Genomic DNA, 18,891 nt, shown 5'->3' on the forward strand with positions numbered 1-18,891 from the left:
GCCTCTTTTGCCGGGAGCCGCACGATGTCGATGAAACTGATGTGGGAGATCCGCGCCTTCTGCACCGTGGTCGAAAAGCGCAGCTTCATCCACGCGGCGCGCATGCTGGGACGCTCGCCGTCGGCCGTCACGCGCGCCATCCAGTTCCTCGAAGACGCCATCGGCGCCGAGCTGATCCTGCGCACGCAAAAGCAGTTCACCCTGACGACGGCCGGCGAAACGTATTACGCGTCGGCCAAGCACTTGCTGGAAACGCAAGCCGAGGCGGAAGACCAATTAGCGGAATTGAGCAATTCGCCGCAAGGCTGGGTACGCCTCTCGGCACCGGAAATCCTGTCGCTGGGATTCTTGCCGAAAGTGGTGGCGCAATTTTCGCGCGACTACCCGAACGTGTCGGTGGACATCCACTTCTCGGACAAATCGATCGACCCCATCCAGGAAAAGCTGGACTTCGCCATCCGCGGCGCGTTTCCCCAGTCGAGCGAGCTGATCGGCTATCCCCTGTGGAATTACCGCCGCTACATGTATGCCTCGCCCGACTATATCGAGCGCATGGGCGCGCCCGGGGAACCCGAAGAGCTGGCCGGCCACGACATCATCATGCACTCGGCCCCCCGCATCCTGCGCGACTGGCATTTCGTTTCCAGCGAGCGCAACGTGCGCTACCAGGTGCAACCGCGTTTCCGCTTCACCTCCGGCATCGCCACCTTCCAGGCCGCACTGGAAGGTGCCGGCATCGTGCGTCTGGCCAGCTGGCTGGCGGAACCGGCCGTGGCCTCCGGCGCACTGCGCCGCGTCTGCACGGCCTACCGTCTCACGTCGTCGAAGGAGCTGGACCCCAGCATCCACGCCGTGTATGGCACCTCGCGCATGGCCAAGGGGGCGCGGCTGTTTCTGGAGTATGTGCGGCAGCGGGGGCTGGAAATACCGGATGAACGTGTAATTTAAGGACTATTTCCCGACGATAGCATCGCTATACACGGCAAACTGCGCGCCATCGAAGTCAAAAGCGGCCACCTCATACATGCCCAGCCGTTCATGCGCGCGCAGCGAACCTGGATTGTCGCGCCGGATGAACAGCACCGCCTCGGCGCCCCCATGCTGCTCGCGCATGGCAGAGTACAGCAGCGCCAGCAAACCCTGCCCCCGCTCCGAATCCGCAATGCAGACGGGGCCGTACACATAGGCGTTGCCACTGCCCGCATACGCGGCCAGCATGGCCAATACCACGGGCGCCTGCGCAGCGGCTGGCGCCGCGCTGAACAACACGCCAACGACAGGTCCGTCCGCTACGCGCCGCGCCACGATGACGGGCGACGCGCCATCCGCCATGCTGGCCACCTTGTCGCGTGAAAACTCGCCCGTCAGACTGCCGCCCTGCGAGGGGGAATTGGCTTGCAGCAAGACTGTGATGGAGTCGATGTCGGCGGCCTGGGCCGTGCTGACAAGATAAGGGTGGCTGGAATGGCGCAATCTGGACTCCTGGGACGATGTTGCGGGAGCGTAGCATGAAAGCGCTAGCGCCCATGCCAGTAACGCGGCCGGCTGGCCCGATACAAGGTCACGCCGATACCATCGCCAAACGCCAGCACCACCGCTCCTTCCACATCCGTGCGCAGCCGCGCAATCCCCATCTCGCCATAGCGCGCATACACCTGCGCCTTCGGATGCTTATAACGGTTCCTGTGTCCCACCTGGAAAATCGCCAGATCGGGATGGACGGCGTTCAAGAACGCCTGTGTCGACGAGGTGCCGCTGCCATGATGGGGCGCCAGCAATACGTCGGCGGCCAGTTCGCCCTCCGCCGAGCGCGCCAGCAATTGCGCCTCTTGCGCCGCTTCGATGTCGCCAGCCAGCAGGATCGAGTGCTTGCCTGCCGTGATTTTCACGGTGCAACTGCGGGCGTTCGGCGTCAAGCTGATGTCGGTATGGCTGGCGGGCAGCGGGTGCAGCATGGCGAAGTGCACGCCTTCCCACGTCCAGCCCTGGCCCGCCATGCAGTGCAGATAGGGTTTGTGCAACTCCCGCCGCGCCTCGACGGCCGGATGGCCATCGAACAGCGACGAGGCCAGCCAGCCCACTTGCACGTTCTCCAACAGAGACATGGCGCCGCCGGCGTGATCGAGGTCGCTGTGGGAAATGATCACGCCGTCCAGCTTGGCTATGCCGCGTGCGCGCAGATAAGGCACGATGACCCGGCTGGCGCCATCGGAATCGAGGCTGTAGGCGGGCCCCGTGTCGTACAGCAGGCGGTGACCATGCGTTTCCACCAGCACGGCCATGCCCTGCCCCACGTCAAAGGCCGTCACCCACATGCCACCCGGTGGCGGACTGGACGGCAAGGCCGTCAGCAGCGGCAGCCAGCCCAGCATGCCCGCCCAGCGGTGCGGCCAGCCGCATGGCGCCAGCAGCCAGGCCGTGCCAAACAATGCCCAGCAAAAACTCCACATTGGCGGCGCGGGCGCCGTCCACACGGCAAAGCGGCGCGCGCCCAGCCATTCGAGCACCTGCGCCAGCATCTGCACGATGGCATGCGCCAGCAGCAGCAATCCGTCAGACAGGGGCGCTGGCAGCAGGCTGCCAGCCAGCGACAAGGGTGTGACGAGCAGGCTGATGACGGGAATGGCCAGCGCATTGGCGACAGGCGACACGAGCGACACTTGCGAGAACAGCAGCATCGTCAACGGCACCAGTCCCACCGTCACCACATACTGCGTGTGCGCGCCCAGCGCCACGGCAGCACGCAAACGGCGCCAGCGTCCGGCCTGCGGCGGCATGGACGCCGTGGTGCGCCCTGCCGTTGCGTACAACATGGTGGCGACGGCGCCGAACGACAGCCAGAAGCCGGGCCACAGCACGGCCCACGGATCGAGCAGCACGACCACGCCCAGCGCCAGGCACAGGATATGGACGATGCTGGTGATACGTCCCAGCCACAGGGCCAGCGCCACCACCAGCAACATATACAAGGTGCGCTGCGCGGGCACGCCAAAGCCGGCCAGCAGCACATACAAAAATGCCGCCAGCGCGCCGGCCAGCGCCGCCACCTTTTGCGCCGGCAGCCGCAGTGGCAACTGCCAGCCGGTAAAAAACGAGCGCCGCCACAGCGTGCCGGCACCAAGCGCAAAGAGTCCCGCGATCATGGTAATGTGCAGGCCGGATATCGAAATCAGATGGCTCACGCCAGTGCGGTTGAACACTTGCCAGTCCGACTGGGGAATCGCGCGCTGGTCGCCCACCACCAGCGCCACGATCACGCCCGCATACTGTTTTCCGTCCAGGCTGCGCACGATGCGCGCGCGCAATGCCGCGCGGCTGGCCTCCACCACGTTGCCGAAGCCGGGCACGAAGGCGGTCAGGCGCACGTTCGGCGTATCGGCGCGCGGCTGCGGCCGCACATAGCCCGTGGCGCGCACGCCCTGCTCCAGCAGCCACGCCTCGTAGTCAAAACCCATCGGGTTCGCATTGCCGTGCGGACGCTGCAAGCGCACCGTCAGGCGCCAGCGTTCGCCAGGCTGCACGTCGCCCACATCGTTCGTCACTTCATCACGAAAACCTGCGTACCAAGACAGGGCGATCAGGGGCGGCACCTTCGCCCCAACAGCCTTCTCCACGGCAAAATTGAAGCGCACGCCCTGCTCGAAGCGGTACGGCAGGCTGGCTACCGTACCCGTGACAACAATGTCCTGGCCTTCATCAGCCAGCGCAAGTTGCGGCGCCATGGCGGCCTGGGCCAGCCAGGCGGCCCAGTAAAAGCCCAGTCCCATGCCAGCGACAAGCGCGACAGTGGAATGCCACCAGGAACGCCAGCGCGCATGGTGGCACAGCAGCAGTGCCGCCAGCAGCGACACGCCAGCGGTCACCCACAGCAACACGCCCCCATACGGCGGCAAGCTTGCCTGCGTCTGCAACCAGGCGGCGCCAGCGGCAAAGCCGAGTATCAGGGTGCGCATGGGAGCTCGCTGCGAAAAAGGCTCAGCAACTGTGCCCCCTTTCCACTCTTTACCGTCTGATCTGGCGCAATGGTGCCCTGAATAAGAACGTTCAGTCACGCCATCCCCCACCACCGCTGGCGAAACTTTCCGCATGCTAAGATGGCCATCCGGCGCAAAGGCGCCACGACTTTGCGGACCTTGCATGACCCTACTGACAGCGGCCGAAACCTACTTACAGGACTTTCATCAAAGGCAAGTCGGCGTGACCAGCACCGCGTTTGGCCACCTGCCGGCCAGTTCCCCCGCCGGCAGCTGGGCCTCGTCCTACGACGTGCTGACCAGCCTGGTACCGGCCGTGGACACGCCATTGAGCGTGCTCGACCTGGCCTGCGGCGACGGCCATCTGCTGGGCTTGCTGGCAGCCCGGCGGCAGTCCCGGCTGCAACTGCTCGGCGTCGACATGAGCCAGGCTGAACTGGCCGCCGCGCGCGCCGCCCTGCCCCCGTCCGTGCATCTGCTGCAAGGCCGGGGCCAGGCTCTCGACCTGCCATCGGCCAGCGTCGATTATCTCGTCTCGCACATGGCGCTGATGCTGATGGACGACATCGAACAAGTCATGCGTGAAATCCGCCGCGTGCTGCGCCACGGCGGCCAGTTCGCGGCCATCGTCGGCCGGACGTTCTTGCTGGGCGAAGTGAACGACGTTTTCATGCGCGTGTTCAAGCCGATCGCCAGCACCGAGCTGCCGCCGCTGCGCTTCGGCGATCGCCGCACGGGCTCCGAAGCCGGCTGGCGGGAACTGCTCGATGCCGGTTTCGCAGACGTTGAAGTCGACGACATCGATGTCCCATGGACGCCCACGCCGGGCGAACTGTGGACGGCCCTGCTGGACACCTACGATATCGACCGCCTGGACGATGGCGCCAGGCAGCGCCTGCGCGGCGCGTTCCTGGATGCCGCAGCGCATCTGCAAGACAGCGATGGCAAGATCGCCACGGGCTGGGGCCTGCGCCTGGTGCGCGCGCGTACCGCCTGAACATGCAAGCACCAGGCCCGGCCACCACGGGTCGCCCCCATCGACGGTATAATCGGCCTCGCTTACTTCTACACCCAGGCACGACATGACTTCCTCCGCACTTCCTCCCGATACTTCCACCGACATTTCCGACAGCAGCGAAGACAATAACGATGCCACCCTGGTAGCGGAACTGGGGGAACTGGCCGAGCATATCCGCCTCGTGAAGATGGAAGGCCGCGTCTTCGTGCGCTTTTCCGGCGTGGTCAAAGCGGGCCATCTGGTGGTGCCGTATGCGCTGGTACCAAGCCAGGGCGTGCTGGCGCGGCCGGCCAAGTGGCGCAAGATGGACCGCGAAACCAAGCTGGCACTGGTGCGTGAACGGGCCAGCGCGGCCGTCTTCGAAGAGCTGCGCCAGCACGTGATCGATTTCGTCGCTGATATCGCGGGACTGAGCGAAGACGTCGACACGGACCCGATGGTTTTCCTGCATACCCTGGCCGACATGCAGACGTCGGAGCCGGCCGGCATGGTGTTCGACCGCATCCGCCAGCGTTTCAATCACGCCATCGAGCGCCAGCAGGAAGAACAGCACGCGGCGCGCACGCGCCAGAGCATCAACCTGGCCGAGTATCCAGCCTCGTTCGATATGGCGCGCCGCCTGCCGCGCCGCTTCATCGCCCTGCTGGGCCCCACCAATTCCGGCAAGACGCACCGCGCCATGGAAGCGCTGGTGAAGGCAAAGAGCGGCATCTATCTGGCGCCATTGCGCCTGCTGGCCCTGGAAAACTACGAACGCCTGCAGGAAGCCGCGCCGCATGGCAAGCCGCTGGCCGTGAGCCTGATCACGGGCGAGGAGCGCAGGGTCGTTGACGGCGCCACGCACGTGGCCAGCACGGTGGAAATGCTGGACACGAAAACCGTCGTGGAAGTGGCCGTCATCGATGAAATCCAGATGCTGGCCGACCCGGACCGGGGCGCCGCGTGGACGGCCGCCGTCTGCGGCGCGCCCGCCCACACCGTCTATCTGGTGGGGGCACCCGAAGCGCGGCGCGCCATCGAGGCGCTGGCCGAGCGCCTGGACTGCCCGCTGGAAGTGCACGTACTCAAACGCATGGCGCCCCTGTCGATGGAGCCGAACGCCGTGCGCAAGGTGCGCAACCTGCGCCGCGGCGACGCCGTCATCGCCTTTTCCCGCCGCGAAGTGCTGATGTGGCGCGACATGATCACGGAAACGGGGCTGTCAGTGGCCACCGTCTACGGCAACCTGTCGCCGGAAGTGCGGCGCGCGCAGGCGCAGCGCTTCCGCGACGGCACGGCCGATATCGTCGTCGGCACGGATGCGCTGGCGATGGGCTTGAACATGCCGATCGCGCGCATCGTCATGACCACCTGCGTCAAATACAATGGCCGCGAAGAGGAAGAGATTTCAGCCGCGCTGGCGCGCCAGATCGCCGGACGCGCGGGCCGCTACGGCGTGCATGAAGAGGGCCTGGTGGCCGGCTACGACAACGAAACGCATGAAGTGATGCGCGCCCTGTTGAAGGAAAAGCTGCATCCGCTGAACACCAGCGGCTTTGCCGTGGCGCCGTCGCTCGAACATCTGCACCGCATTTCGTCCGTGACGGGCGAACTGTCGCTGTCAAAACTGCTGCGCCGCTTCATCCACAATATCGACGTGCCGGACGGCTTTTTCTTCCCCCGCATCACGGAAGACCAGAAGGAGCGCGCCGTCTGGCTCGACACTCTGCCCCTGTCCGTGGCCGACAAGTTCACTCTGTCGCTGGTGCCGATATCGAGCAAGGTGCCGTCCTTGCAAACGGCGTGGGAGCACTGGGCGAAGAATCTGTCGCAGGGAAAAACGAGCACCTTGCGCCAGCACGCGTACGGCGGCGGCACGCAGAATCTGCAGCAGGTGGAAGACACCTGCCGCTACTATTCCGCGTATGCCTGGCTCAGCTACCGCCTGCCCGAATTCTTCCCCGATATCGCCGTCGCGCAAAACCTGTCGCGCGATGCGTCGGAACGGGTCGACTCCATCCTGCGCGCGCACAATGCGGCTTCGCGCGGACGCTCGAAGAAGTTCAAATAAGCCTCAACCGAGCGGCCAGAACCAGACCTCGCCACAATCCCAGTAGCATTCGGTGCCGCACACCTTCACGCCGATGGACGGCAGCAGGATGTCGATATGGCCGCCCGCGCCGCCCAGGTAGCCGGGAATGCGGAAGAAGGCGACCAGGCCCTGGCGCTGGCCGATGCCGGCCATGGCGGCATCCCGGCTGAATTTTTCGGGCGCGCCGAACATCGAGGGGCTGGCCAGCATGTGCGCCAGCTTGGCCTGCCCTGGTTCGATCAGCGCGCCCTTGAACGGCCCCTTGCGGATGGCCATGCGGCCTCTGACCTGGACGCCGGCCTTGATCAGGGCCAGGCTGACGCGGATGGCGCAGGTGTTGGCGAAACTGTCCTTGCCGATCAAGTCTTCCCAGCCGATTTCGCGGAACAGGGCTGCCTGGTCGACGGCCGCCACGCTCGAGTAATTTTCACGCAGATTGATGAATGCAGGTTTCACGCCGACCTCCCTTTGCCCCTGGTCGCCAGGGCACATCAGGCAGATTGTAGGAGGATGCCGCAGCCCCGCACTGAGCGAAGTCAAGCGATCTGCATTACGGCTTGGCCACCTCGTAATGCAGCTTCAGCACCAGCCCATTATGGTCATCGGCCATATAGATATCGCCATCCTGCCCCTGCTTCACGTCGACGGGCGCGCCCCTGCCCTGCTTGCCCTTGCGTTCCCAGTTGCTGATCAAGTCGACGGACTTGCCCAGCGGCGCGCCGGCCTTGTCGGGCAGCAGGGCCACCAGGCGGTGGCCGTTGCTGCGGTAGCCGTGGTAGCCGATGATCAGGCTATTTTTGTACAACGCAGGGAAGCGGCTGGCCGTGTAAAAAGTCATTCCCAGCGGGGCCGCATGGCCGGGCAGCAAACGCTCCGGCGCCGCATATTGGGCGTCGCAAGCCGTCTTCGGATATTCGGGACTGGCCACATTGTCGTCGTAGCAGTACGGCCAGCCGTAGTGCCGGTCTGCCTTGATCAAATTCAGTTCTTCGTGCGGCAGGTTCTCGTCGCTTTTCAGTTGCGGCATGGCGGCCTGGATGGCGTCGCGCGAGTTTTCCGCCTGCCACAGCTCGCCCGTCGCAGGGTGAAAAGCCAGCGCCATCGAATTGCGCAAGCCGCGCGCATGCGTGCGCCAGCTCGTCACCGTGCCGGCCGGCCAGGCCATCGTGTATTCGCGGATGGCGCCCAGCGCTTCCAGGCCTTCCGCCGAAGGACAAGCCTTGGCCGGATCGGGCGCCTTGCCATCATTCTCGCAATGGTCGGTGCTGGAACCCACGTTCACATACAGGTCGCCCTTGGGGCTGAAGCGCATGTTCGTCAGCAGGTGCAGACCGAGGCCCGGCAGGCGCGGCGTCTTGGCCTTGCCGCCGATCACGTCGGTGAGGGTGCGCGTGGTATCGCGCAGGTCGAAGCGGAAGATGCGCCCCACCTCGCCCACGTAGACCATGCCGTCCGGCCCCTGCACGATGCCGTTCGGCCGATCGAGCTTGTCGAGCAGCAGCTTGCGCTCGTAGCCGCCACCGGCCGCCTTGGGCTGCAACAGCCACAATTTACCCTGCTTCGGCGCCCATCCCGTCATATCCGTGACGAGGATGTCGCCATTCGTCAGCGGCAGCACGCCACGGGGGAATTTCAGGCCGTCGGCCAGCACGGCCACGCAAAAGCCGGCCGGCGTGGTGACGTCGAGGCGCGGCATACCGTCGCACTGGGCGCTGGCCGTCGCCGCCATGGCGGGCGCCAACACGGTGGACATACAGGCTGCCAGGGCGCCCGCGAGCATTTTCTTGTTCATGGTCTCATTCCATCAGGGGTAATCGGGGCATCACGGCGCGCGCATTGGCGCTGGTGGCAACGGCCACGTCGGCCAATGCCAGGCCGCGCAGCTCGGCCAGCACGGCGCCAATGCGCGGCAATTCTTCGGGGCTGTTGCGGCCCGGGTGGATCCAGCTGGGGGAAATGTCGGGTGCATCCGTCTCCAGCACGATGGCATCCAAAGGCAGGTCCGTGGCCATGCGGCGTATCTGCAGCGCGCGGGTAAACGTCATGGCGCCGCCGAAACCGAGCTTGAAACCGAGGTCGATATAGCCCTGCGCCTGCTGGAAGCTGCCGTTGAACGCGTGCGCGATGCCGCCGTTCGGGCGGATCTGGCGCGCGTGTTTGAGGACGATGTCCTGCGAGCGGCGCACGTGGGCCAGCACGGGCAAATCGAAGTCGCGGGCGATTCTCAGCTGCTCGCGCAGGAAATGCTCCTGCTTGGCGCGCATGGCCGGCTCGCACAGCATGGGGATGAAGAAATCGAGGCCGATTTCGCCGATGGCGACAAAGCGCGGGTCGTTCATCGCCAGGGCCACGGCCTCGCGCAGGGCGATCAAATCGTCTTCCGTGGCGTGCGGCACGTAGATCGGGTGGATGCCCAGCGCATAGCAGGCGTTGGGCGCCGCAGCCGCCAGGTCGCGCACGATGGCGAAATTGGCCCGTTCGACGGCGGGAATGACGATCATCGCCACGTCCTGCTGCTGCGTGCGCGCCGCCACCTGCAGCGATTCGCTGCCGAATTCATGCGCGTCGAGGTGGCAGTGCGTGTCGATCCACAGCATGGCGGCTCCTTGGTATTGCTCAGTATTGATAAGGCTGCAGCCCTTCGTCCGTCAGGCGCAGCACGCGGTCGCAGCGCTTGGCCAGCTCGATATCGTGCGTGACAATGACGAAGGCCGTGCCCAGGGTGCGCGACAATTCCAGCATCAGGTCGAAAATCTGTTCGGCCGTGGCGTGATCGAGGTTGCCCGTCGGTTCGTCAGCCAGCACGCAGGCCGGCTGCGTGACAAGGGCGCGGGCCAGGGCCACGCGCTGGCGCTCGCCGCCCGACAACTCGCCCGGCGTGTGCGTGACGCGCTTGGCCAGGTTCACGCGCGTGAGGATCTGCTGCGCCAGCTCGGTGGCCGGCGCGCGCTTCATGCGCCGTATCATCAAAGGCATGGCGACGTTGTCCAGCGCGGAAAACTCGGGCAGCAGGTGGTGGAACTGGTAGACGAAACCCAGCGAGGCGTTGCGCAAGTCGCCGCGCGCCTTTTCGCTGAGGTTAGCGAAGTCCTTGCCCAGCAGGGTCACCTTGCCGCTGGTGGGCGTATCGAGGCCGCCCAGCAGGTGCAGCAGGGTCGATTTGCCGGAACCGGAGGCGCCGACGATGGCGACCCGCTCGCCGCGGTGGACGTCGATGTCGATGCCGGCCAGCACCTGCACCTTGTAGCTGCCCTGCGTAAAAGTCTTGCCCAGGCCGCGGCAGGAAAGCACGGCAGAATCGGCGGAAGCGCCATTGGAGGCAGGTTTGTTCAGATCGGTCATGGTCGTAGTCAGTGGTTTATTCATAGCGCAGGGCTTCCGCAGGTTTGACGCGGGCGGCCCACCAGCTTGGGTACAGGGTCGCCAAAAAGGCGAGGATCACGGCCAGCACGCCGATCTTGGTGACGTCGGGCCAGCGCAGGTCGGACGGCACGGTGCTGATGAAATAGATGTCCTTGGAGAGGAACTGCACCCCCAGCAAATGCTCGATGAAGGGCACGATGACGTCGATGTTCATGGCCACCAGCACGCCGCCGCCCACGCCCAGAATTGTGCCCAGGATGCCCACCAGCGCGCCCTGGATCATGAATATTTTCATGATGGATCGGGGCGACGCGCCCAGGGTACGCAAAATCGCGATATCGGCCTGCTTGTCCGTCACCGTCATCACCAGGGTCGAGACCAGGTTGAAGGCGGCCACCGCGATGATCAGGGTCAGGATGATGAACATCATGCGCTTTTCCGTCTGCACGGCAGCGAACCAGTTGGCATTGAGCTTGGACCAGTCGCGCAGCCACAGGTCGCCCGGCATGGTTTTTTTCAGTTCCGCCGCCACTTGCGGCGCCTGGTTCATGTCGGCCAGGCGCAAACGCAGGCCGGACGGGCCATCGAGACGCAGCAGGCGCTGGCCGTCTTCGATATTGATGAAGGCCAGACCGGCGTCGAATTCATTGTGGCCCGCCTGGAAGATGCCGCTGACGGTAAAGCTGCGCATGCGCGGCAGCACGCCGGCCGGCGTGACCTGGCCTTGCGCCAGCATCAGCGTCACTTTTTCGCCGAGGTTGACGCGCAGGGCGCGCGCCAGCTCGATGCCCAGCACGATATTGAAGGTGCCTGGCTGCAGGGCCTTGAAGCTGCCCATGCGCGTCTGGCCGGCCACGTCGGAAACGTTCGGCTCTTCCTCGGGCAGCACGCCGCGCACGATGGCGGGACGCAGCGCATCGTCGCGCAGCAGCATGCCCTGCGTTTCCACGAACGGCGCCGCGCCCTTCACGGCCGGGTTTTTAAAAGCTTGCGCCGCTTCCGCGCGCCAGTCCGGCATGCTGCCGCTGTTGTCGAACACTTCCACGTGGGCCAGCACGGACAGCATGCGGTCCGTCACCTCCTTCTGGAAACCGTTCATCACGGACAGCACGACGATCAGCGCCGCCACGCCCAGGCCGATGCCGGCCATGGAAATGAGGGAGATGAAGGAGATAAAACTGTTGCGGCCACTGCGCTTGCCGGCCCGCGTGTAGCGCAGGCCAACCAGCCATTCGAAGGGAATATTTTTTAACATGCTTGTGAAGTGATTGATTCTTGTGTAAGCGACATGCCACTGTGCCGCCCCAACGGCGAAGTGCCGGGGTCGGACCCTGAGGGTCCGACCCCAGGTTCTGCTTCAGGGTTAACTTTGTTATTCATACCGCAATGCCTCGGCCGGCTTGACCCGCGCGGCGCGCCAGCTCGGGTAGATGGTCGCCACCAGCGCCAGGCCAAAGGCGATCAGGCCGATCTGCGCCACGTCCAGCCAATGCACGTCGGACGGCACGGCGCTGATCTGGTAGATTTCCTTCGAGATGAAGTGCAGGCCGAAGATGCCTTCGATGAAAGGCACGATGACGCCCACGTTCAGCGCCAGCACGACGCCGCCGATCACGCCCAAAGCACTCCCCAGCAAGCCCACCAGCGCGCCCTGGATCATGAAGATCTTCATGATGGAGAACGGCGAGGCGCCCAGGGTGCGCAGAATGGCGATGTCCGCCTGCTTGTCGGTGACCGACATCACCAGGGTCGAGACGAGGTTGAACGCGGCCACGGCGATGATCATGCTGAGGATGATGAACATCATGTTCTTCTGGCTTTGCACCAGCGCATACCAGCTGGCGCTGGCGCGCGACCAGTCGCGCATCCACAGCTGGCCCGGCATAGAGGCTTTCAGTTCGCGCGCCACCTGCGGCGCCTGGTTCATGTCGTGCAGGCGCAAGCGCAGGCCGGACGGGCCGTCGAGCTGCAGCAGCTGCTCCGCGTCCTGCATGTTGACGAAGGCCAGGCTGCCATCGAGTTCATTGTGACCTGCCTCGAAGATGCCGGCGACTTTGAGCGCGCGCATGCGCGGCATGACGATGCCATTGGCCGGGTCGCCCGCCCTCGGCTCGCGTTCCAGCATCAGCGTGACGTTCTGCCCCACTTTCACATCGAGGGCCTTGGCCAGGTCGATGCCCAGCACGATGTTATAGGAACCTGGCGTGAGATCATTGAAACTGCCCTGCTTCATCTGGGAGGCCACGCTGGAGACGGTGGCCTCCTGCTGCGGCAGCACGCCGCGCACGACGGACGGGCGCATGGTTTCGTCGTTCAGCAGCATGCCCTGGGTTTCCACGAACGGCGACACGGCCTTCACTTGCGGGTTGGCGTAGGCGGCGCGCTCCTGCGCCTGCCAGTTCGACATGGAGCCGCTGGTATCGAACACCTCGACATGGGCCAGCACCGACATCAGGCGGTCCGTGACTTCCTTCTGGAAGCCGTTCATGACAGACAGGACGACGATCAGGGCGGCCACGCCCAGGCCGATGCCGGCCACGGAAATGAGGGAGATGAAGGAAATGAAGCTGTTGCGGCCACTGCGTTTCCCGGCGCGCGTATAGCGCACGCCGACCTGCCACTCGAAGGGAAATTGTTTGATGATGCTCATGCGCTCCCGCGACAACGATGATATGCGAGCGCGCAGTGTGCCACACAATGGGCATTTCATGCATCAAGTCTGCGTGAAACAGCGCACGCCGGCCCTATTTTTCCTCCTGCGCCAGGCCGAACACGGCCAGCAGCTGCCCCGCCAGCGCATATTGGCGCATCTGCGCCAGGGTCAGACGGTGCAGCTGGTCGATGCGCCGCTGCTGCACCGTGAAATAGCTGTCGCGCGTCTGGATGACCTGCTGCAGGTTGCGCCGTCCCGCCTCGTACTGGATGGTGCCGCCGCGCACGACGAAGGCCAACTTCCTTTCCTGCTCGTCGAGCAGGGACAGGGTGCGCTGCGCATTGGCGATGCGCGGCAGCATGCTGGCCAGGTCGGCGCGCGTGCCCTGCTCGGCGCGCGCCACGTCCGCATCGGCCGCCTGGGCGCGGCTGATGCTCTCGTCGCGCTGCGCCAGGCTGCCGCCGCCGAGCGGGAATTCCCAGCTCACGCCCACCGACCAGCCCCGCTGCTGGATGGTCGAGGGCGGCGGCGTGGTCTTGTTATTGAGCAGATGGCTGACGTTCAGGTCCACTTTCGGCGCCAGGGTGGCCGCCACGCCGCGCACGCGCAGCTGGGCCGCCGCCGCCCGCTCGCGCGCGGCGCGCAACTGCGCCTGCTGCGTATCGGCGTTTTCCAGGGCCTGCGCCGGCAGCGGCGCAAAGGCGAAATCGGCAAACTGCGCCACCGGCTCGAAGGCCAGCGCCTCGAGCTTGATGCGCGCCGCCTGCTGGTCCGTCAGCAAGCCGTCGTGCACCAGTTCCGCGTCCAGCTGCGAACTTTGCGCCAGTTCGCGGTCCACTTCCGACGATTTGCCCAGTTCCGCCTGGCGCGTCACCTGCCGCACCAGCTGCGTCACATCGCGCAGGCGTTCCTGCGACTGCATCAGGCTGCGTTCCAGGCGCTGCATGTCGAAATACGCTTCGGCCAGTTTTTCCGCGCTTTCCGCGCGTGCCCGCTCCACGTCGAAGGCGGCGCCCGCCATTTCGCGCTCGGCCGCATCGAGTTCGGCGCGGTCGGCGCCGCCGTTGTACACATTCCAGCGCACGCTCGCTTCCACCTGGTGCGTGCGCCGTTCCACGTCCAGCGCGCCATCGAGGTCATTGCTGCGCCCCCGCGTCGCCTGCAGCGCCGCGGTCGGGAACAGCCGCGAGCGGGCCTGCTTGTAGCGCGCTTCGGTGGTGGCCAGCGCCGCCTGCGCCGCGATCACCTGCGGGTCGCGCGGCACGGCGCGCGCCAGCAAGGCGGGCAAGCCGCGCGTGGACTGCGCCTGGAAAGTGGCCGGCGGTGCCGGTTGGGCCACCGCGTTTGCGCAGGCGAATGCCATGCAAAGTAAAAAAGCACGCATCACCGCTCCTGCAGGGAAGACTGCAAGCCGCGCAGCACGGGCTTGAACACATATTGCAGCACCGAGCGGCGCCCCGTCAGGATGCCCACGTCGACGGGCATGCCAGGCGTAATCGGCAGCACCTTGCCGTGCGCCGTCAACTGGCTGCGGTCGGTACTCAGCTGCACCTCGAAATACGGCTCGTTGCGTTCATCGGGAATCGCATCGGCGCCCACGCGCACCACCTGCGCCTGCATGCGTCCATAGGTGGTGGCGTCATACGCCAGCACATTGGCCGAAGCGCGCTGCCCCACGTGGATAAATCCGATGTCCGACGGTTTCACGCGCACGGAAATCAGCATTTCCGAATCGGCGGGCACGATTTCCAGGATAGGTTTGCCCGGCTGCGCCACGCCGCCGACCGTCGCCACCAGCACGCGGTTGACGACACCGTCGACGGGCGCCGTCACATCGCGCCTGCTCACCTGGTCCTGCTGGCCTTTCACGGTGCTGGCCAGGGCTCCCGCCTTGGTTTCATATTCGCTGCGCTGGGCGCCCCACTGGCCGCGCATGCGCGCTTCCACTTCGCCGGCCTGCGCCTGCGCCTCGGCCAGGGTGGCCGCCAGGCGCGGCACGGAAGCGCGCAGGCTGTCGAGTTCCGTGCGCTGCTGCTGCACGCGCTGCTGCGCATTCAGGTAGTCGCCGCGCGAACCGGCGCCCTCCTTGAACAGGCGTTCCTCGATCGACAGGCTTTCCAGCGCGATCTTCAAGCCCGTATCGAGTTGCGCGATGCGGCTGTGCGCCTCGGCCAGCTCGCCGCGCCGCCGCGTCACGCCTTCGCGCGCGGCCGCCGTGGCCGACGCAAACTCGCGCTGGCCATCGCGCCACAACTGCGTTTCCTTGGCGATCAGCTCGGGCGCCTCTTTCTGCCATTCCGGCGCAAACCGGGGAGTACCACCGGACAGCAGCGCATCGAGGCGCGCCCTGCCCGCCAGCGCGGCCAGGCGATTCTGCACGCTGGCGCCCAGGTTGGCCTCGTACTGGGCCGTGTCCAGGCGCAGCAGCAAGTCGCCGCGGCGCACGCGCTGGCCCGGCTTCACCAGCATTTCGCGCACGATGCCCCCTTCCAGGCTTTGCACTTCCTGCAGGTGCGACGGCGGCGTGATGGCGCCGCGTCCATTCACGGACACGTCGAGCTGGGCGAAGGTGGCCCAGGCCAGCACCAGCACCAGCAATACGGCGATCAGCGCCAGCATGCGCATGACGATGCGCTGCGGTTCGCGTTCCGGGTCCGGGTGGGCCGCCGGCAGCGGACGGGCGTTCAGGGCGCTCATGCCGTGGCTCCCTGTTCCACCGCAGGCTTGGCTGCCTGGCTATTGAGCACGCGCATGACCTCATCGCGCGGGCCGTCGGCCACGATGCGCCCCTTGTCGAAGACGATCAGGCGGTCCACCAGCGCCAGCATGGCCATGCGGTGCGTGACGAGCACGATGGTCGTATCCTTTAAGGTACGCAGGCGGGCGATCAGGCGCTGCTCGGTGGCCGGGTCGAACATGCTGCTCGGCTCATCGAGCAGCAGCATGGGCGGTTTCACGAGCAAGGCGCGGGCCATGGCCACGGCTTGGCGCTGGCCGCCGGACAGGCGTTCGCCCCGTTCGCCCACTTCCGTCGCCACGCCGTTGGGCAGCTGGGTGATGATGTCATCGAGGCAGGCCAGGCGGATGGCATCGAGCAGGGCCGCATCGTCGGGCTGGCTGCGTCCCAGTTCGATGTTTTCGCGCAGGGTGCCGTGGAACAGGGTCACGTCCTGCGGCACGTAGCCGATCTGGCGGCGCAGGCTCAAAGGCTCCAGCTGGGTGCTGGACAGGTCGTCGAACAGTACGCTGCCGCTTTGCGGACCATACTGGTTCAGCAGCAAGCGCAGCAAGGTGCTCTTGCCGGAACCGAGCTTGCCGATCACGCCCACCCGTTCGCCGGGACGGATGTGCAGGTTCAGTTTATCCAGCAGCGGCGGCGAATTCGGGTAGGCAAAGCCCACGTCGCGGAACTCGATGCGCCCCGACAGCGGGGGCGCCTGCAGGCTGGCCACGTCGTCATCGGTCGGCGCTTCCATGATCTTGTTCAGCGCGTGGTAGGACAGCTTGGTCTGTTCCCAGCGCATAATCAGGCCCGCGATCTGGCTCACGGGCGCCAGGGCGCGTCCCGTCAGCATGCTCACGGCGATGATCTGGCCCAGGGTCAGCAGGTGTTCGCCCATCAGCAAGGCGCCCGTGGCCACCACGGCCACGCCGGACAGGGCCAGCACGGCCGTGTTGATGTAGTTGACGCGACTGACGATTTCGCGCGTCTCGACACTGTTGGCGGCGATGGCCACCGTCAGGCTTTCCCATTTGCGCCGGCTCCAGGCTTCGGCGCCCAGCGCCTTGATGGTGTCGAGGCCATTCATGGTTTCAAACAGGTGTGCCGTGCGCTGCGCGCTTTCCTGCATCGAGGCGGCTACGTGGCGCGCCAGGGCGGCGCGCGAGGCAAAGGCCACCAGCAGCAGGATCGGGATGACGGCTAGCGGCACGAGCACCAGCCAGCCGCCGACAAAGGCGATGACCAGCAGGAACAGCAGCAGGAACGGCAAATCGCCCAGGGTCGTCAGGGTGGTCGAGGCAAAGAATTCGCGCACGGATTCGAAATCGCGCACGGTATTGGCCAAAGTTCCCCCGGAAGCGGGACGGCTGGCCGCGCGCAGGCGCAGACACTGGGCGAAGATGTTCGACGAGAGCGCCACGTCCATGCGGCGCGACGCCGTTTCCACCAGTTCGCCGCGCAGCAGGCGCAGAGCCAGTTCGAAGCCCGTCAGCACCACCACGGCAATGGTCAGCACCCACAGGCTGGACGTGGCATTGTTCGGGATCACGCGGTCATACACGGCCATCGCATAGAATGGCACCAGCGCGCCGATGACGTTCAGCACCAGCGTGCCCAGCAGGGCCCAGCGAAATACCCAGCGGTTGCGGTTGAAGACATCCCAGAACCAGCGTCCCGCCACGGGCATGCTGTAGAGCAAGCTGCGCTGGTCGAAAAACATCACGGGCCGCACGGCCACCCAGCGCCCGGCGGGCACTTCCTGGGCCAGCGCGGCCGCATCGAGCCAGGAGGTGCCGGCGATGCCGGGCACGTGGCATTCATATTTACCATCGGCAATGCTCAGCACCACCAGCGCCCGCCCTTCCCCATTGAGCAGCAAGGCCGGCATTTCCGTCGGACGGCGCGGCTTGTCCATGGGCAGCGCGGTGCCGGCCAGGCTGGCATGGCTGAGCGCCTGGTCGAGAAAATCGGCGGCGGCCGGGTCGCCATGCGCGGTCACGCTGGCGCGCAGGCGCTCGGCTTGCACGCCGGTGCCAAGAAGGCGGGCCAGGAAGACGATGGCGTCGGCAAGCGTGTCAGCGCAGGCGGTGGATGGGGAAGCGTCGACGGCGGCGTGCGCGGCAGAAGGTGGCGTCATGATGAGCTCAAATCCGATCTCAGACAGTTGCAATGAACAGTGAGGAACTATTGTCAAGGTCGCGCAGTGGTGGTTTGCAGAAACATTGTGCCATAGTAATAACAGCTATTCAGAATGATGTTGTGAAAAAATAAAAACTGCGGTGCGTCTTGACGGACGCACCGCAGCAGAAACTACCAAGTCAATACCACTGCTGCCGATTTATACTGCGCCAGCCCTGCGACGGCGCGCCATGAAGCCCAGCAGGCCCAGGCCCGCGACCAGCATGGCCCAGGTTTGCGCTTCCGGCACCGGCGACACGCTGAGCAAGGTTTGCGAAGCCGGGTTGACGCTCGTCAAGCTCGTGTAGCTGTACAGGTTCTGGATGGCGCCATTGCCCGTGGCAACGCCCAGCATGGAGTTGGCCTGGCTGACGACGGCATTGCTCAGGTTTTTGAAGCGCAAGTCGCCCGTCAGCAGGTTCGTGTTGTCGTTATTCAATTCCCACAGGGCCAGCTGGAAGGCGGCGGCGCTGTTGGCGCTGGTCGACACATTCGCGATGGACGAGGCGTAATACCCTTCATACAGGCGCTTGACGGAATCGCTGGCGGCAAAGGCGCCGCTGCTGTAGCTGTTCGAACTATTGCTCACTGCGACATGGGGATCGAGGCAAAACGCCAGGAAAGTGTTGCTGTCGTATTTGACTTCCCACAAGGTCGGCGAGATGGCGTTGCCCGAGCCGAAAGCGCCGCCGGCAGCCGTAAACAGGCTGACGCTGTGCGAATCGACGACTTGCAGGTTGGAGGCGGCCAGGGCGCTGCCGCTGGCGAGGGCGAACGTGGCTGCGGCGATGGCGCCGCGAACGAGCAGGTGCATGGATTGTTTCATGGTGGTTTCCCTATTTCTGTTATGTAAGATGTAAGTGTGGAAAGCGCCGGCGCCCCGTGACGGGTGCGCCGGTGCGGCATTGCCGG

General features: G+C 65.4%; 15 protein-coding genes. 3 read left to right on the forward strand and 12 right to left on the reverse strand.

The window, feature by feature from the left end:
- Positions 1-24 precede the first annotated feature (24 nt).
- Complete coding sequence (locus O3297_RS09765) at positions 25-948, forward strand: LysR family transcriptional regulator (RefSeq protein ID WP_151096043.1); 924 nt, start codon at positions 25-27, stop codon at positions 946-948.
- A 3-nt stretch (positions 949-951) separates the two neighbouring features.
- On the opposite strand, the gene O3297_RS09770 is transcribed toward O3297_RS09765, so the two are convergent.
- A complete protein-coding gene (locus O3297_RS09770; protein ID WP_151096045.1) occupies positions 952-1,473 on the reverse strand; it encodes a GNAT family N-acetyltransferase in 522 nt (173 codons plus the stop codon).
- Positions 1,474-1,517: 44 nt separating this feature from the next.
- Positions 1,518-3,953, reverse strand: a complete 2,436-nt coding sequence (locus tag O3297_RS09775; protein ID WP_305048542.1) for a DNA internalization-related competence protein ComEC/Rec2 — start codon at positions 3,951-3,953, stop codon at positions 1,518-1,520.
- A gap of 184 nt (positions 3,954-4,137) precedes the next feature.
- Between O3297_RS09775 and O3297_RS09780 the strand changes: the two genes are divergently transcribed.
- Positions 4,138-4,971, forward strand: a complete 834-nt coding sequence (locus O3297_RS09780; RefSeq protein WP_305048543.1) for a class I SAM-dependent methyltransferase — start codon at positions 4,138-4,140, stop codon at positions 4,969-4,971.
- 85 nt (positions 4,972-5,056) lie between these two features.
- Positions 5,057-7,042, forward strand: coding sequence for a helicase-related protein (locus O3297_RS09785; protein ID WP_305048544.1), 1,986 nt, complete (start codon positions 5,057-5,059; stop codon positions 7,040-7,042).
- A gap of 3 nt (positions 7,043-7,045) precedes the next feature.
- On the opposite strand, the gene O3297_RS09790 is transcribed toward O3297_RS09785, so the two are convergent.
- The 10 genes from O3297_RS09790 to O3297_RS09835 form a co-directional block, all read right to left on the reverse strand.
- Positions 7,046-7,519, reverse strand: coding sequence for a T6SS effector amidase Tae4 family protein (locus O3297_RS09790; protein ID WP_034788574.1), 474 nt, complete (start codon positions 7,517-7,519; stop codon positions 7,046-7,048).
- 94 nt (positions 7,520-7,613) lie between these two features.
- Complete coding sequence (locus O3297_RS09795) at positions 7,614-8,855, reverse strand: sorbosone dehydrogenase family protein (protein ID WP_305048545.1); 1,242 nt, start codon at positions 8,853-8,855, stop codon at positions 7,614-7,616.
- Between the two features lie 4 nt (positions 8,856-8,859).
- Positions 8,860-9,657: a TatD family hydrolase gene (locus O3297_RS09800; RefSeq protein ID WP_305049634.1), complete on the reverse strand. Its 798-nt coding sequence runs from the start codon at positions 9,655-9,657 to the stop codon at positions 8,860-8,862.
- Between the two features lie 22 nt (positions 9,658-9,679).
- Positions 9,680-10,405: a lipoprotein-releasing ABC transporter ATP-binding protein LolD gene (gene lolD / locus O3297_RS09805; RefSeq protein WP_034788536.1), complete on the reverse strand. Its 726-nt coding sequence runs from the start codon at positions 10,403-10,405 to the stop codon at positions 9,680-9,682.
- Between the two features lie 16 nt (positions 10,406-10,421).
- Entirely contained in the window at positions 10,422-11,681 is a 1,260-nt protein-coding gene (locus tag O3297_RS09810; protein ID WP_305048546.1) for a lipoprotein-releasing ABC transporter permease subunit, read from the reverse strand.
- Positions 11,682-11,798: 117 nt separating this feature from the next.
- Positions 11,799-13,076 (reverse strand): lipoprotein-releasing ABC transporter permease subunit, encoded by a 1,278-nt coding sequence (locus tag O3297_RS09815; protein ID WP_305048547.1) that lies wholly within the window; start codon positions 13,074-13,076, stop codon positions 11,799-11,801.
- A 94-nt stretch (positions 13,077-13,170) separates the two neighbouring features.
- Positions 13,171-14,418 carry a TolC family protein gene (locus tag O3297_RS09820; protein WP_305048548.1) on the reverse strand — a complete coding sequence of 416 codons (1,248 nt, stop codon included), beginning with the start codon at positions 14,416-14,418 and terminating at the stop codon, positions 13,171-13,173.
- 44 nt (positions 14,419-14,462) lie between these two features.
- Entirely contained in the window at positions 14,463-15,776 is a 1,314-nt protein-coding gene (locus O3297_RS09825) for an HlyD family type I secretion periplasmic adaptor subunit (RefSeq protein WP_034788545.1), read from the reverse strand.
- Positions 15,773-17,938, reverse strand: a complete 2,166-nt coding sequence (locus O3297_RS09830; protein WP_305048549.1) for a type I secretion system permease/ATPase — start codon at positions 17,936-17,938, stop codon at positions 15,773-15,775. The genes O3297_RS09825 and O3297_RS09830 overlap by 4 nt, the downstream gene beginning before the upstream one ends.
- 201 nt (positions 17,939-18,139) lie before the next feature.
- Complete coding sequence (locus O3297_RS09835; RefSeq protein WP_305048550.1) at positions 18,140-18,805, reverse strand: PEP-CTERM sorting domain-containing protein; 666 nt, start codon at positions 18,803-18,805, stop codon at positions 18,140-18,142.
- Positions 18,806-18,891 lie beyond the last annotated feature (86 nt).

This window comes from Janthinobacterium sp. SUN128, assembly GCF_030587275.1.
GTDB classification, from domain to species: domain Bacteria; phylum Pseudomonadota; class Gammaproteobacteria; order Burkholderiales; family Burkholderiaceae_D; genus Janthinobacterium; species Janthinobacterium lividum.